The 15,284-nt window shown below is 65.1% G+C and carries 15 protein-coding genes; 4 read left to right on the top strand and 11 right to left on the bottom strand.

Features of this window, described 5'->3' with window-relative positions; translation table 11 throughout:
* Positions 1-17: 17 nt before the first annotated feature.
* The 3 genes from CH278_RS13920 to pafA form a co-directional block, all read right to left on the bottom strand.
* Positions 18-1,013, bottom strand: coding sequence for a helix-turn-helix transcriptional regulator (locus CH278_RS13920; protein WP_094622158.1), 996 nt, complete (start codon positions 1,011-1,013; stop codon positions 18-20).
* The gene (locus CH278_RS13915) at positions 1,010-2,002 is read right to left on the bottom strand and encodes a helix-turn-helix transcriptional regulator (protein WP_027497091.1); all 993 of its coding nucleotides are present in this window, start codon (positions 2,000-2,002) and stop codon (positions 1,010-1,012) included. The genes CH278_RS13920 and CH278_RS13915 overlap by 4 nt, the downstream gene beginning before the upstream one ends.
* Positions 2,003-2,095: 93 nt before the next feature.
* Positions 2,096-3,454, bottom strand: coding sequence for a Pup--protein ligase (gene pafA / locus CH278_RS13910; protein ID WP_174557245.1), 1,359 nt, complete (start codon positions 3,452-3,454; stop codon positions 2,096-2,098).
* A 76-nt stretch (positions 3,455-3,530) separates the two neighbouring features.
* Between pafA and CH278_RS13905 the strand changes: the two genes are divergently transcribed.
* Positions 3,531-5,000: a bifunctional phosphatase PAP2/diacylglycerol kinase family protein gene (locus CH278_RS13905; RefSeq protein ID WP_094622157.1), complete on the top strand. Its 1,470-nt coding sequence runs from the start codon at positions 3,531-3,533 to the stop codon at positions 4,998-5,000.
* 37 nt (positions 5,001-5,037) lie between these two features.
* Here CH278_RS13905 and prcA read toward each other — a convergent pair whose 3' ends face one another.
* From prcA to arc, 5 genes are all read right to left on the bottom strand, one after another.
* Positions 5,038-5,811 (bottom strand): proteasome subunit alpha, encoded by a 774-nt coding sequence (gene prcA / locus CH278_RS13900; RefSeq protein WP_027497088.1) that lies wholly within the window; start codon positions 5,809-5,811, stop codon positions 5,038-5,040.
* On the bottom strand, positions 5,808-6,749 hold the full coding sequence (gene prcB, locus CH278_RS13895; protein ID WP_094622156.1) for a proteasome subunit beta: 942 nt from the start codon (positions 6,747-6,749) through the stop codon (positions 5,808-5,810). Before prcB ends, prcA begins: the two co-directional genes overlap by 4 nt.
* The gene (locus CH278_RS13890) at positions 6,746-6,940 is read right to left on the bottom strand and encodes a ubiquitin-like protein Pup (RefSeq protein ID WP_027497086.1); all 195 of its coding nucleotides are present in this window, start codon (positions 6,938-6,940) and stop codon (positions 6,746-6,748) included. Before CH278_RS13890 ends, prcB begins: the two co-directional genes overlap by 4 nt.
* A gap of 195 nt (positions 6,941-7,135) precedes the next feature.
* On the bottom strand, positions 7,136-8,635 hold the full coding sequence (gene dop, locus CH278_RS13885) for a depupylase/deamidase Dop (protein ID WP_094622155.1): 1,500 nt from the start codon (positions 8,633-8,635) through the stop codon (positions 7,136-7,138).
* A gap of 81 nt (positions 8,636-8,716) precedes the next feature.
* Positions 8,717-10,480 (bottom strand): proteasome ATPase, encoded by a 1,764-nt coding sequence (gene arc, locus CH278_RS13880; RefSeq protein ID WP_032365854.1) that lies wholly within the window; start codon positions 10,478-10,480, stop codon positions 8,717-8,719.
* Positions 10,481-10,664: 184 nt separating this feature from the next.
* On the opposite strand from arc, the gene CH278_RS13875 reads away from it, so the two are divergent.
* Positions 10,665-11,150 carry a hypothetical protein gene (locus CH278_RS13875; RefSeq protein WP_255032336.1) on the top strand — a complete coding sequence of 162 codons (486 nt, stop codon included), beginning with the start codon at positions 10,665-10,667 and terminating at the stop codon, positions 11,148-11,150.
* Between the two features lie 22 nt (positions 11,151-11,172).
* On the opposite strand, the gene CH278_RS13870 is transcribed toward CH278_RS13875, so the two are convergent.
* Positions 11,173-11,988, bottom strand: a complete 816-nt coding sequence (locus CH278_RS13870) for a tRNA (adenine-N1)-methyltransferase (protein WP_094622224.1) — start codon at positions 11,986-11,988, stop codon at positions 11,173-11,175.
* A 447-nt stretch (positions 11,989-12,435) separates the two neighbouring features.
* On the opposite strand from CH278_RS13870, the gene CH278_RS13865 reads away from it, so the two are divergent.
* Both CH278_RS13865 and CH278_RS13860 read left to right on the top strand, forming a co-directional pair.
* Entirely contained in the window at positions 12,436-13,242 is an 807-nt protein-coding gene (locus CH278_RS13865) for a RecB family exonuclease (protein ID WP_045841904.1), read from the top strand.
* On the top strand, positions 13,239-14,051 hold the full coding sequence (locus CH278_RS13860) for a thioesterase family protein (protein WP_032382040.1): 813 nt from the start codon (positions 13,239-13,241) through the stop codon (positions 14,049-14,051). The genes CH278_RS13865 and CH278_RS13860 overlap by 4 nt, the downstream gene beginning before the upstream one ends.
* Positions 14,052-14,084: 33 nt before the next feature.
* Here the strand turns inward: CH278_RS13860 and hisG are convergent, their stop codons facing one another.
* Together hisG and CH278_RS13850 are read right to left on the bottom strand one after the other, a co-directional pair.
* The gene (gene hisG, locus CH278_RS13855) at positions 14,085-14,936 is read right to left on the bottom strand and encodes an ATP phosphoribosyltransferase (protein ID WP_032372777.1); all 852 of its coding nucleotides are present in this window, start codon (positions 14,934-14,936) and stop codon (positions 14,085-14,087) included.
* 48 nt (positions 14,937-14,984) lie between these two features.
* Positions 14,985-15,248 carry a phosphoribosyl-ATP diphosphatase gene (locus tag CH278_RS13850; RefSeq protein WP_027497080.1) on the bottom strand — a complete coding sequence of 88 codons (264 nt, stop codon included), beginning with the start codon at positions 15,246-15,248 and terminating at the stop codon, positions 14,985-14,987.
* Positions 15,249-15,284: the final 36 nt, after the last annotated feature.

The raw sequence follows: 15,284 nt of genomic DNA, 5'->3' as shown, positions 1-15,284 counted from the left end.
ACCGCTTCACCTCACGTTCATGTTGTGAGGCCGCCGCCGGTGTCGGTGGCGTCGAGCTCCGCGTAGGCATTCAGGGCGGACCGCGCACGATCGCGGACGGAATTCACCAAGGATTCAGGTCCCAGTACGGTGACGCCACCGCCGAACCCGAGGGTCAGCCGGGTCATCCACTGCAGCGTCGCGAAACGCATGGTCACCTCGATGGACCCGTCCGAATCGGCGGCTACCTGCGTCATCGGGTAGTAGTCCAGAATCCAGGTGAACGCAGGTGAGACGCGTAACCGCGCTTGGGACAGAGAGGGGTCGTCGTTGAAGATCTCGAACGCGTCCTCGTCCTGCACCGACTCCGGCGGAGACGACGGTTCGTCGAGTTCGGTGGCCGAATCGATGCGATCGAATCTGAACAGCCGAACGCCCTCGGCGCCGCGACACCATGCCTGCAGATAGCTGTTGTCGTCGACCACCACGGTCCTGATCGGATCAACGATGCGCTCGGTGAGCACGTCTCGCGACGCCGAGTAGTAGGTGAGTTCGAGTGCGTGCCGGGCTCGGAGCGCAGACCGTACGGTGCTCGACACCGGACCCTCCTCCGCGTCGGCCGTGTCGTGGTCGGACGAGAGCGGCACATTCGCCGCCGCCGACCCGGCCGCGGTCTCGATCTTCGCGATCGCTCGCTGAGCGGCCGACGGATCGACCATCCCCGGCATCGAGGTCAACGACCGAAGTGCGACCAACAGTGCGGTGGCCTCGGTGGACGTCAACCGCAGCGGCCGGTCGATCCCGGCGGAGAAGGTGACGTCGATGCTCTCCTCGGAGAACGACAGATCGATGAGGTCACCCGGTCCGTATCCGGGCAGACCGCACATCCAGAGCTGATTGAGATCGGCCATCAGCGTCGCGGTGGTCACGCCCAGTTCCCGAGCGGCCTCCTCGGCGCTCAACCCCGGATTGGCCATGAAGAAGGGCACCATGTTGAGCAGGCGGGCCAACCGCACCGACAGACGCGCGCTCATCGTTCGTTCTCCAGTTCGGCTGCAGTCTGCAAGGTCGAGATGACATCGGCCCGCAGCTCTGCCGGGGCCAACACCATCGCGTCGGGACCGTGACCGGCGATGAGCCGCGAAATCCAATCCCAGGACCGTACCGGAACCTCGACGACCGTTCCGGTACGCGAGCCCACCGTCTGCTCCCCCACCACGGTGCCCATCCTCCGCAGCTCCGTCGCCCGACCGTCCTGAAGCCACACTCGCGCGGTACCCGATACCGAGGACGTGCCCGCGACGCGGCGGACGATGTCCTGGAGATCGATACCGTCGGGCTTGCGGACACTCTGAGGTGATCCGAAGGCTTTGACGTCGTCGCCGATCCGGGACAGTCGGAAGGTTCGGGTGTCGTCTCGGTCCACGTCGTGTCCCACGAGGTACCACCGTCCCCGGAACGTCACAACGCCCCACGGCTGGACGGTTCGGGTGACGAACGGCTCGGTCAACGAGGGTCGATGCTCGAACCGCACCGATTTCCCCTCGTCGATTGCCGCGAGCAGGGCACCCAGTGCAGGCTCGGACCCTCGGGTTCGGGCCGGAACGGCCGTGACCGCAGCGGCCGACTCGTTCTGGTCGACCTGAATACCTGCGGCGCGCAGCTTCAGCAGCGCACTCTGGGCCGCAGACGTCAGTTCCGGTGATTCCCACAGTTTGACGGCCACCGCGACCGCAGCCGATTCCTCGCTGGTGAGATCGATGTCCGGCAGCTCGTAGGCATCTCGGTTGATGCGATAGCCCTCGACACCACCGAACCGCGTGGCGATGCCGGTCTCGAGGGGCACCCCGAGATCGCGCAGTTCGTTCTTGTCACGCTCGAACATCCTGCTGAACGCTTCGAGGCTCGTCGAGTCGTCGTACCCGGCAACGCTCTCGCGGATCCACTCCGCGGTCAGGAACTGACGCGTCGACAACAGACAGATGACCAGGTTCATCAGGCGTTCGACTTTGGTGGTGGCCACGACAGTCGAGCCTAGTTGTTCACCGCCCGCCGGAGCTGTAGCGACCCGAGTTGCCTGGATCGCTACCCGACCTCCAGCCGAGTCGCGTCCGGACTACATCGATGCGATGAGTCGCTCGACGCGCTCGTCGACCGAACGGAACGGGTCCTTGCACAACACCGTTCGCTGCGCCTGATCGTTGAGTTTCAGGTGTACCCAGTCGACGGTGAAGTCGCGTCCGGCTTCCTGGGCCGCGGTGATGAACTCACCGCGCAGCTTCGCGCGTGTCGTCTGCGGCGGCAGATTCACCGCTTCGTCGATCTGCTCGTCCTCGGTGACTCGCTTGACCAGACCCTTGCGCTGCAGCACGTCGAACACTCCCCGTCCACGCTTGATGTCGTGGTACGCAAGATCGAGCTGAGCGATCTTGGGATCGGAAAGTTCCATCGAGTAGCGGTCCTGATACCGCTCGAACAGCTTGCGTTTGATGACCCAGTCGATTTCGGTGTCGACCTTGGCGAAGTCCTGCGACTCGATGGCATCGAGTGTGCGTCCCCACAGGTCCACCACCTGTGTCACCTGAGCATTCGGCTCCCGCGTCTGGAGATGCTCGACGGCCCGGGAGTAGTACTCACGCTGGATTTCGAGTGCACTGGCCTGGCGGCCACCGGCGAGGCGGACCGGCCTGCGACCGGTCAGATCGTGGCTGACCTCGCGAATGGCCCGAATCGGATTGTCCAGCGCGAAGTCTCGGAACGAGACGCCTGCCTCGATCATCTCGAGTACGAGTGCGGCCGTCCCCACCTTGAGCATGGTCGAGGTCTCGGCCATGTTGGAATCGCCGACGATGACGTGGAGCCGGCGATACTTCTCGGCATCGGCGTGCGGTTCGTCGCGAGTGTTGATGATCGGCCGCGAACGAGTGGTGGCCGACGACACGCCTTCCCAGATGTGCTCGGCGCGCTGCGAGAGGCAGAACGTCGCGGCCTTGGGTGTCTGCAGCACCTTGCCTGCGCCACAGATCAATTGGCGGGTGACCAGGAAAGGTAGGAGCACATCCGAGATGCGCGAGAATTCGCCCGCTCGCTGGACGAGGAAATTCTCGTGGCAACCGTAGGAGTTGCCCGCCGAATCGGTGTTGTTCTTGAACAGGTAGATGTCTCCGCCGATGCCCTCCTCGGCGAGACGCTGTTCGGCGTCGATCAGCAAATCCTCGAGTACTCGCTCGCCTGCGCGATCATGGGTGACCAATTGCAGCAGGCTGTCGCATTCGGCAGTGGCGTACTCGGGATGCGAACCGACGTCGAGATAGAGGCGAGCGCCGTTGCGGAGGAACACATTCGAGCTGCGGCCCCACGAGACCACGCGACGGAAGAGGTAGCGGGCCACCTCGTCCGGACTCAGGCGTCGGTGTCCGTGAAAGGTACATGTGACACCGAACTCGGTCTCGATGCCCATAATTCGTCGCTGCACACTTCGACACTACAACGCAAGCCACCGATGGATGTGTCGGAGCGCCTCGATGGCGTCCATGCCTAGGCTGGGCCCTATGACTTCCACGCCTACGTCTGTTGCGGCCTCGGTTCACGCGTGGGACCTGTCCCTGGTTGCGCGAAGCGCGGCATTGCGCTCGAGCAGGGCGGATGCAGGGCTCCGCGCGTTGAGCACGGCCGCCGATCACAGTCGCCTGTGGCTCGGAGCTGCCGCACTTCTCGGCGCGGCCGGTGGCTCGGCCCGACGCGGCGGCGTGCGGGGGCTGATCGCCGTGGCGGGTGCGAGCGCCGTGGCGAACGGTCTGCTCAAGCCGGTGTTCCCGAGGTCGAGGCCGGATACCGAGCTGGTTCCCGTACTCCGCCGGGTGCTCGCCCCGCCGGTGTCCTCGTCGTTTCCCTCCGGTCACTCGGCGTCCGCGGCCGCCTTCGTCACCGCGGTCGCCATCGAATCACCGAAGGCAGGATTGCTGTTGGCTCCGGTCGCCGCAGCAGTCTGCTATTCCCGGGTTCACGTCGGCGTCCACTGGCCCACCGATGTCGTCGCCGGAGCGGCGCTCGGTTCGGCGATCGCGCTGTCGACCCGCCGCTGGTGGGCCGTGCGTTCGGCGAAGCCCGCCGATCTCGGCTCGCCGGTCGAGGTCGAGGCACTGCCGGGCGGACGGGGACTGTTGGTGCTGGTCAATCCCGGATCCGGTGACGGTTCGGAGGCGGTACCGGACGCCATCCGTCGCGAGCTCCCCGACGCCGACCTCTTCGTACCCGATCCCGAGAAGGACTTCAACGAGCAACTGGAAGAGAGAATTCGGAACACGACGCCGCGTGCTCTCGGAGGGTGTGGAGGCGACGGCACGGTCGTCAGCGTCGCCGCCTCGGCCGCCCGTAACGGCCTGCCACTCGCCGCGTTTCCGGGTGGCACTCTCAACCACTTCGCTCGCGACACCGGTCTGACCGCAGTCGAGGACACCGCCGCCGCCGTCGAGGCGGGCACCGCCGAACTGGTCGACATCGCCGAGGTGGACGTCGACGGCCGCAGTGTGTCGTTCGTCAACACCGCGACGTTCGGGGGTTACCCCGACTCGGTGCGGTTACGGCAGAAGCTGCAGAAGCGAATCGGTAAGTGGCCGGCCGCTGCGGTTGCGATGACACGAGTGCTCGCGGCTGCAGAGCCACTGAACATTCGACTCGACGGGGTGCCGCACTCGGTGTGGATGCTCTTCGTCGGCAACGGTACCTACGATCCGATCGATCAAGTTCCCATGTCGCGCAGCAGCATTCATACCGGCACCCTCGATGTTCGCTTTCTCCCGTCGGAACCCAAGGCATCGAGAACACGACTGCTGTGGGCGACGATCACAGGAACGCTCGGCTCGTCGCCTGCCTACGTGCGCAGTGTGGCGCAACGCTTGACCGTCGAGGTGGACGGTGCCCCGGTTGCCCTCGCGGCCGACGGCGAGGTCGTCGGAGACGGCACGACATTCCAGTTCAGCAGCGACAAGAACGGCCTCGTGCTCTACCGGAAGCGATAGAGCACGAGGCCGTCGACCTCGATCCGAAGTGTGGGGACTACTGCGGAGTCTCCGGCTCCGAGGAGCCGTCGCCGGTCGCGGACGGTGCCGATGCGGGCAACATATCCGCCAGAGCAGCTCCGGCGATACGCCGGAACGCTCGACGCGGTCGCCCCTGATCCAGGACGGCCACCTCCAGGGCCGACACCTCGAGAACCTTCTTCTCGGGCTCGGCACCGGCAGTCGCAGGCGACGTCGGACCGGCGGTGAGCGCGTCGACGGCGATACGAACTGCGTCCGCCAACCCGAGGCCGGACCGGTACGTATCCTTCAGCGCGGCCACGATGGGCTCGGTGGTACCGCCCATGACGACGAAATCCTGTTCGTCGACGATGGAGCCGTCGTACGTGATGCGGTACAGCTGCGTGGCCATCGGCTCGTCCTGATGGGACACCTCGGCGACGCAGATCTCGACCTCGTACGGCTTGAGCTGCTCGGTGAAGATGGTGCCCAGTGCCTGGGCGTAGGTCTTCGCCAACGACCGGCCGGTGACATCGCGTCGATCGTAGGTGTATCCCTTGATGTCTGCGTGCTGGATGCCGGCCTTGCGTAGGTTCTCGAACTCGTTGTACTTGCCGACGGCAGCGAAACCGATGCGGTCGTAGAGCTCACTGACCTTGTGCAGCGCGGTCGAGCGATTCTCGGCGACGAACAGGACCCCGTCGGCATACGCCAGCACGATGACGCTGCGGCCGCGGCCGATTCCCTTGCGCGCCAATTCCGAACGATCGCGCATGATCTGTTCGGCAGATGCGTAATACGGCATCGTCATAGCGCGCTATCCCCTTCACTGACTTCCTGGCCTGCTCGGGTGTGGTGCTCCGTGCCGCCGGTGTGTGCTGCGCTCTCGGTTCGTTCTGCCAGAACCGATCGGGCCGCAGCCGATATGCGATCGTGCGCGACGTCGTCCGCACCGACGCTCGTGATGGCAACTGCCGTCGGGTAGATGCCGCGGGTGACATCGGGACCACCGGTGGCCGAGTCGTCGTCGGCGGCGTCGTACAGCGACTCGACTGCAGCCCGGAGCGCCTCGTCCTCGGACATTCCGGGGCGATACAACTTCTTGAGCGCGGATTTGGCGAACAACGAGCCCGAACCCACCGCGTGATAGCCCGACCGCTCCTCGTAACGCCCGCCGACCACGTCGTACGACACGATGCGTCCGGCTCTGTCGGGATCGGAGATGTCGATGTCGAATCCGACCAGCAACGGCACCGCAGCCAGTCCCTGCATCGCCGCACCCAGATTGCTCCGAACCATCGACGACAACTTGTTGGCCTTGCCGTTGAAGGTGAGCGGCACGCCCTCGATCTTCTCGTAGTGCTCGAGTTCGACAGCGAACAGACGAACCAATTCGATTGCGATACCCGCAGTTCCGGCAATGCCCGCAGCGGAGTACTCGTCGGTGACGTAGACCTTCTGCATGTCCCGGTTGGCGATCAAATTGCCCTGAGTGGCGCGCCGATCACCGGCGATCAGCACCCCGCCCGCGTAGGTGAGGGCGACGATCGTCGTCCCGTGCGGAGCGATGCCGGACTTGTCGGTGGTGCCGTTGGCGGCGTGGGACGCCAGGTCCGCGGCGAGGCCGCTCTCCGGCAGCAGGTGCGGGGCGTGCTGCCGGAGGTAGTCGGAGAAGGACGAGCTACTGGACCCCAGCGGAATCGCCGGTACGTAGCCTGCCGACCGTGGGTCCGAACGATCCACCGTCACTGGCCGCCCTTCTGAACGTAGGCGCGGACGAAGTCCTCGGCATTCTCCTCGAGTACGTCGTCGATCTCGTCGAGAAGATCGTCGGTCTCCTCGGCCAACTTCTCGCGCCGTTCCTGGCCACCGGCCCCCGTGTCGCCTGGGACCTCGTCGTCGCCGCCGCCGCCCGAGCGCCGTGTCTGCTCCTGAGCCATAGTCGCCGACCTCCTCCGTGTGTCGAGAAAACAGATCTACTGCACGGTCGCCGGGTCATCCGAGGCGCACCGGCGTGGATGTGCAAGTGCTACCGAACGTTCCGCCGAAAGTGCACGGACCTTTACCCTACCGACAGTCCGACCTCGCCGGTTGGCAAGACACCGCCGAACGACCCATTCGAATGCCCCGGACGATCAGGTGGTGAGCTGGTCGACCAGTTCCGCTGCACTGTCCACGGACTCCAGCAGCGCACCGACGTGGGATTTCGTTCCCCGCAACGGCTCGAGCGTCGGAATCCGTACCAACGAATCGCCACCGAGATCGAAGATGACCGAGTCCCAGCTCGCCGCGGCGATATCGGCACCGAATTTGCGCAGGCATTCGCCGCGGAAGTAGGCCCGCGTGTCGTCGGGCGGTGTGCCGACCGCATCGAGAACTTGCTGCTCGGTCACGAGACGATCCATCGAACCGCGGGCGACCAACCTGTTGTAGAGCCCCTTGTCGAGGCGAACATCGGAATACTGCAGGTCCACCAGGTGCAGCCGCGGAGCGGACCAGCCGAGGCCCTCACGCTGTCGGAAGCCTTCGAGCAGTCGCAATTTCGCCGGCCAGTCCAGCAGATGCGCGCACTCCATGGGATCGCGCTCGAGCAGGTCCAGCACCATCGCCCACTTGTCGAGCACGTCCAGTGCTCGTGCGTCGTCGCTGCCCTCGGCGGCCACGAACTTCGCCGCCCGCTGGTGGTAGATCCGCTGCAGCGCAAGGCCCGTCAGTTCGCGGCCGTCGGCGAGTGCCACGGCCTTGCGCAGGGTGGGATCGTGGCTGATCTGATGGACCGCCGTGACCGGCCTGGCCAGCTGCAGATCCGACAGGTCGACGCCCGCCTCGATGAGGTCGAGCACGAGGGCCGTGGTTCCCACCTTGAGGTAGGTCGACATCTCCGCCAGGTTGGCGTCGCCGATGATGCAGTGCAGACGTCGGTACTTGTCTGCGTCTGCGTGCGGTTCGTCCCGGGTGTTGATGATGCCGCGCTTGAGGGTGGTCTCCAGGCCGACCTCCACCTCGATGTAGTCCGCTCGCTGCGAGAGCTGGAAGCCGGCCTCGTCGCCCGACTGGCCGATACCGACTCGCCCGGAGCCGGTGATGACCTGCCTGGAGGCGAAGAACGGCGAGAGCCCCGCGATCACCGCCGAAAACGGCGTCTCGCGCGACATCAGGTAGTTCTCGTGCGTGCCGTACGACGCGCCCTTGCCGTCGACGTTGTTCTTGTACAGCTGCAGGCGCGGAGCCCCCGGGACGCTCGACGCGTGCCGTGCGGCCGCTTCCATGACGCGTTCGCCTGCCTTGTCCCAGATCACCGCATCCAGTGGGTCCCGCACCTCCGGGGCCGAGTACTCGGGGTGCGCGTGATCGACGTACAGGCGGGCACCGTTGGTGAGAATCATGTTCGCCGCACCGATCTCGTCGGCATCGATGATCGGAGCCGGTCCGCTGAACCGTCCGAGATCGAAGCCTCGTGCATCGCGCAGCGGTGATTCCACCTCGTAGTCCCAGCGGGTGCGCTTGGCGCGCGGCACTCCTGCGGCTGCCGCGTACGCCAACACCGCCTGGGTGGACGTCAGGATCGGGTTGGCGGTGGGTTCGGTCGGTGAAGAAATGCCGTACTCGACCTCGATACCGATGATGCGCTGCATAAGTCGAGCCTAGACGGCCGACGGATGCAGTTCGGGGCGCGCCCTGTGCGGACGCGCCCCGAAAACTGCCCAGCGGTGGATCTACAGGTACTGACCGGTATTGGCCTCGGTGTCGATCGCCCGGCTCGCGCTGGCGTTCTTGCCGGTGACCAACGTGCGAATGTAGACGATTCGCTCGCCCTTCTTGCCCGAGATCCGAGCCCAGTCGTCCGGATTCGTGGTGTTCGGCAGATCTTCGTTCTCCGCGAACTCGTCGACGATGGAATCGAAAAGGTGCTGAATCCGCAGTCCGGCGTTTCCGGTTTCGAGAACCGACTTGATGGCGTACTTCTTTGCCCGGTCGACGATGTTCTGGATCATGGCCCCGGAGTTGAAGTCCTTGAAGTACAGAACTTCCTTGTCCCCGTTGGCGTAGGTGACCTCGAGAAACCGATTGTCGTCACTCTCGGCGTACATGCGCTCGACGACGCGATCGATCATGCCCCGGATGCACGCCGCGCGATCGCCGCCGAACTCGGCGACGTCGTCGGCGTTGACCGGAAGCGAATCGGTCAGGTACTTCGAGAAAATGTCCTGTGCCGATTCGGCGTCGGGACGCTCGATCTTGATCTTCACGTCGAGTCGGCCGGGTCGCAGGATCGCCGGGTCGATCATGTCCTCGCGATTGGACGCACCGATCACGATGACGTTCTCTAGGCCTTCGACACCGTCGATCTCGGCGAGCAGCTGCGGAACGACCGTCGTCTCCACGTCGGACGAGACGCCGGAGCCGCGGGTACGGAAGATCGAGTCCATCTCGTCGAAGAACACGATGACCGGGGTGCCCTCGGACGCCTTCTCTCGTGCCCGCTGAAAGATCATGCGGATATGACGCTCGGTCTCACCGACGAACTTGTTGAGCAGCTCGGGGCCCTTGATGTTGAGGAAGAACGACTTCGCCTCCCGCGCATCCTGGCCACGTGCCTCGGCGATCTTCTTGGCCAACGAGTTGGCAACGGCCTTGGCGATCAACGTCTTTCCACACCCGGGAGGGCCGTACAGCAGCACGCCCTTTGGTGGCCGCAGTGAGTACTCCCGGAACAGGTCCTTGTGCAGGAACGGCAGCTCTACGGCGTCCCGAATCTGCTCGATCTGTCGACCGAGACCGCCGATGTCCTCGTATCCGACGTCCGGAACCTCCTCGAGAACGAGATCTTCCACCTCGGCCTTGGGAACGCGCTCGAACGCGTAGCCGGCCTTGGTGTCGACCAGCAGCGAATCCCCGGGACGGAGCTTCCGTGACGGCTCGTCCGGGTCGACCGGTCCGTCGTCGTTGACCATGTCGATCAACGGTTTGGCCAGCCAGACCACCCGTTCCTCGTCGGCATGTCCGACGACGAGAGCGCGCGATCCATCCCCCAGAAGCTCTCGGAGAGTGCTGATCTCGCCGACCTGATCGAAGGTGCACGCCTCGACGATGGTCAACGCCTCGTTCAACCGCACGGTCTGTCCCGGAGCGAGCGTATCGGCCTCGATGTTGGGTGAGCACGTCAGTCGCATCTTCCGACCGGACGTGAACACGTCGACTGTGCCGTCCTCGAACACGCTCAGCAGGACGCCGTATCCGCTCGGCGGTTGACCGAGACGGTCCACCTCCTCGCGCAGCGCGATGAGCTGTTGTCGGGCCTCCTTGAGAGTGTCGAGCAACTTCGTGTTGCGCAGCGACAAGGAATCGACCCGGCCCTCGAGCTCGCGTACCTGCTCGGGGGACTCCCCCAGTTGGCGCCGTAGCGACGCGACTTCGGCTCGCACGGCGTCCAGTTCGGCTCTGGCCGCGGCCACATCCGGATTGTCTGTTGAGCTCATGAGCGACTCCTCCCAGTGACGATCTATCAACGCTACCGGCAGCGGCGCGGAGATGCGGACCGACACCTCGAACGGGGTCGGCATCCACTCTGCTCGGCGGCCCCGAAAGGCCATCCCAGTTCATGTTAGCCTCACCTGACCAAACGATCGACAGACGACGGAATCAGGGGCCTCACCAGTGAAAATGCGTATTCTCTCGGCAAGCGTCGCAGTAGCCGCGGTGGCTCTGGTGGGTACAGGGTGCAGTTCGAGCGATGAATCCGATCACGCCGATCACAATTCCGCGTCGACCAGCGACTCCATGCCGACGACCACCGCCGGGCCGGCTGTCACAGCACCTACCGTCGCCGAGTTGCAGACCTCGCTGCAGCAGCTGGTCGCACCGGACGTGGACGCCGCGACCAAGGCTGCGGCAGTGGAGAACGGTCAGGCGCGCCTGACGAACCTGGAGACGATGACCGCCGCACTGGCGAACTACGGAGCGATCACCTTCGAGGTGTCGGAACCGACCGTCGCCGGTGAGACGTCCACCGCGGACGTCGCCATCGCCACTCCACGCGGGACCGCGGCTCCGGCACCGCAGACCTGGGTGCTGATCGATGGCACCTGGAAGCTGTCGGACGCCAGCACGTGCCAGATCCTGGCCATGGGCCAGGCACCCTGCGTCTGAGTCGGCAGCCGAGCCTGCAGCGTCAGCCCTTACCGGAACGACGCTGCGGTTTCGGGGTCACGGTGCCCTCGGCGAGGCGTCGAACGCTGACGAGGAATGCCGTGTGACCCTGCATGCGGTGCTCGGGGCGAACTGCGAGACCCACCACGTGCCAGCCGCGAACCATCGACTCCCACGATCGAGGTTCGGTCCAGCACTCCTGTGCGCGCAGCGCCTCGACGACCTTGGACAGCTGCGTCACCGTGGCCACGTAGACCAGCAGCACCCCACCGGGGACGAGGGCCTTGGACGCCGCGGGCAACGCGTCCCACGGCGCGAGCATGTCCAGGACCACCCGATCGACCTGCTCACCCGGACGATCGACACCGAACTGGTCGACGTCTGCCACGGTCAGGTGCCAGTTCGACGGGCGCTCGCCGAAGAACGTCTCGACGTTCTTCACGGCATAGTCGGCGTGGTCCTGCCGGATCTCGTAGGAGATGACCGTTCCTTCTGTACCGACTGCACGCAGCAGTGAGCACGTCAGAGCGCCGGATCCTGCACCGGCTTCGAGCACCCGTGCGCCGGGGAACATGTCACCCTCGTGCACGATCTGCGCCGCGTCCTTGGGGTAGATCACCTGGGCGCCGCGGGGCATCGAGAGCACGTAGTCGGTCAGCAGCGGCCGCAGCGCGAGGTAGGGGGTGCCGTTGACGGAGGTGACGACGCTGCCCTCGTCGGCACCGAGCAGTTTGTCGTGAGTGATGCCGCCGCGGTGAGTATGGAACTCCTTACCGGCTTCCAGTACCACCGTGTAGTGACGACCCTTGCCGTCGGTGAGCTGAACTCGATCGCCCACTCGAAACGGCCCGCTGCGGGCGGGGCCGGTCTCCGCCGGTGCGTCGGCAGCTGTGGCGTCGGCAGCTGGAGCGACCTCCGCGCCGGACGTGACATTCGGGTCGAGTTCGATCTCGTCGGTCGTGGCAGTGACCACGTCGTCCGCACTGGGCAGCGATGCGTCGACCGTGGCGTCGGCCTCGAATCCGTCGGTCGACGCGGATGTGGAATCACCGGAGGACACAGCGGACCTGCTTTCGTTGCGATGTGACGCTCGGCCTCGATCGGCAGGCGTCGGGGGACGACTCGACGTGCCAGACTACGGCCTTCACCGAAGATGTCGGACCAGCGGCATAGTCTCGCAGTCGTGAGTATTTCCGTGTCGAGCCCCATCGACTTACCTCTTCTCGATGTCGGTGACAGCGCCGGCGTACCGCGTTCGAGGTCCGGCAACCGCAGTACCCCGGCTCTGTCCCCTTCTCGCGCAGGTGATTTCAAGCAGTGCCCACTGTTGTATCGCTTCCGTGCCGTGGACCGACTTCCCGAGGTCTCCACCGAAGCTCAGGTGAAGGGAACTGTGGTGCATGCCGCACTCGAGGCCCTGTACGCACTCCCTGCCCGCGATCGAGTGCCCACCACAGCCCGCGATTTGGTGGACCCGGCCTGGGATCGGGTCGTGGCCGAGTCACCCGACATCGCGTCGCTGGTTCCGGCGGACGACCGTCCGGCGTTTCTCGACCGGGCTCGTGCCCTGGTGGACGGGTACTACGAACTAGAAGATCCCACGCACTTCGATCCCGAGTCCTGCGAACAGCGCGTCGAGATCGCGTTGGACGACGGAACGCCGCTGCGCGGATTCATCGACCGGATCGACGTTGCACCCAACGGAATGATTCGCGTCGTCGATTACAAGACCGGACGTGCGCCGCGCGAGTTCACCGAATCCAAAGCTCTGTTCCAGATGAAGTTCTATGCGCTGATGATCATGCGCATGCGCGGAGTCGTTCCCGCGCAACTGAAGTTGATGTACCTCGCCGACAAGCAGGAGCTGACGTACGCCCCAGACGAGGGTGAGCTGCTGCGCTTCGAGCGCATGCTCTCGGCCATCTGGAAGGCGATTCTGGCGGCCGGTGAGACCGGCGACTTCCGCGCCAAGAAAGGCGCACTGTGCAAGTGGTGCGATCACCGGGCACTGTGCCCCGAGTTCGGCGGCACTCCCCCGCCGTACCCCGGTTGGCCGCAGGCGGCTGCGGAGCAGGAGGAGACGGAGCTGTGACGAGTCCGGACGCCTTCTTCGTTCCTGCCGGTGTCGACGACGACGGTTACGAGATCGTCACCGCCACCGAGCACACCGTCAGCCTGTGGGCACCGACGATGCAGCACGGCGCTCCGCCGTCCGCGTTGTTGGTCCGCGCACTCGAGCGGGTCGACGCCAGACCCGATACTCGAATCAGCCGGGTGGTCGTCGACATTCTCGGACCTGTTCCGGTGTCGGACATCACGATTCGCGCATGGACGGCGCGGCCGGGCGCAAATGTCGAACTCGTCGTCGCCGAACTCTGGGCTCGAGGATCAGCGGGGCCGGCGCGAGCGGTGGCGCGGGGCAGCGCATGGCGTATGCGTACCGAGCCCACCGACGACGTCGTGCACGTGGGCGATCCGGTGATGCGACCGGTGAGCGCCGGCGTCGACAGCACCTTCGGCGGACTCTGGACCTCCGGATACCTCGACGCGGTCGAGTTCAAGTTCCTCACCGAGCTCGGCGCAGCGGGGCCCGGTGAAGTGTGGGCGAAGCCGACTCCTGTTCTGGTGCAGGGTGAGTCGATGACGCCACTCGAACGGCTGTTCTCGATTGCCGACATCGCCAACGGTGTGGGTGCGAAATTGCCGATCGAGCAGTGGACGTTCCTGAACACCGATCTGACGGTGCACGTCTTCCGTGAACCCCAGGGCGACTGGATCGGAGTATCGGCCGAGACGTCGACGGGTCCGGACGGCATCGCCATGTGCGCAGGCACCCTCAGTGACGAACGGGGGCCGGTCGGGCGCATCGCCCAAACTGTGCTGGTTCGCCGACGCGCGTGATCGTGGCGGAACGACGGGCGTTCCGCCACGCACTCAGAACGCTCGGCAGGACCTGATGTCGGAGGCGAGAATGGCTTTCGCGCCCAGTTCCGCGAGCTCGTCCATCACGTTGTTGTGGACCTTGCGAGAGACCATGGCGCGCACGGCAACCCAGTTGTCGTCGACCATCGGTGCGAGCGTAGGTGATTCGATGCCGGGGGTGATCTTGACGGCTTCGTCGAGGATCGACTTGGGGCAGTCGTAATCGAGCATCAGGTACTGCTGGGCGAAGACGACGCCCTGTACGCGGGCGATGAGTTGCTTGCGTGCGGAGTCGGTGCCCGGCGTGCCTGCGCGCTCGATGAGAACACCCTCGGAATCGCACAAAGATTCGCCGAACGCGACGAGATTGTTCTGACGCAGTGAGCGACCCGACTCGACCACGTCCGCGATGGCGTCGGCGACACCGAGTTGAATGGAAATTTCCACGGCCCCGTCGAGACGGATCACCGTGGCCTCCAAGCCGCGCTCGGCCAGGTCCTTACGCACGAGATTGGGGTACGAGGTGGCGATGCGCAGTCCGCCCAGGTCCTCGGGTGCCCATTCCTTGCCCGCGGGTGCCGCGTAACGGAACGTCGACCGGCCGAATCCGAGCGCCAGGCGCTCTTCGACCGCTGCCCCGGAATCGAGAGCCAGGTCTCGTCCGGTGATGCCCAGATCGAGCTGGCCCGACCCGACGTAGATGGCAATGTCCTTGGGACGGAGAAAGAAGAATTCGACCCCGTTGGCCGGGTCGAGGACGGTCAGATCCTTGGAGTCGCTCCGACGCCGGTAGCCGGCCTCGCTGAGGATCTCGGCGGCGGATTCGGACAACGCGCCCTTGTTGGGTACGGCTACACGCAGCATGGAGTTTTCCTTCATCGGTGAGTTCACAGGAGACGTTCGGGCCTTGCCTCACAGATGTCGGTAGACGTCCTCGAGCTCGATTCCCCTACCCACCATCATGACCTGAACCCAGTACAGCAGCTGCGAAATTTCTTCGGCGAGTGCAGCGTCGCTCTCGTGTTCGGCGGCGATCCACACCTCGCCGGCCTCTTCGAGGACCTTCTTTCCCTGGAAATGAACACCTGCGTCCAACGCAGCGACGGTGCCCGAGCCCTCGGGGCGGGTCTTCGCGCGGTCGGTGAGCTCGGCGAACAGGGAATCGAAAGTCTTCACGGATTCGTATTCTTTCACGTCGGTATCCAGCGGAAT

Source organism: Rhodococcus sp. 05-2254-5 (genome assembly GCF_002258575.1).
GTDB lineage: Bacteria > Actinomycetota > Actinomycetes > Mycobacteriales > Mycobacteriaceae > Rhodococcoides > Rhodococcoides fascians.
Note: the sequence above shows the minus strand (reverse complement) of the source record. Positions and strands in the feature narration are given on the sequence as shown.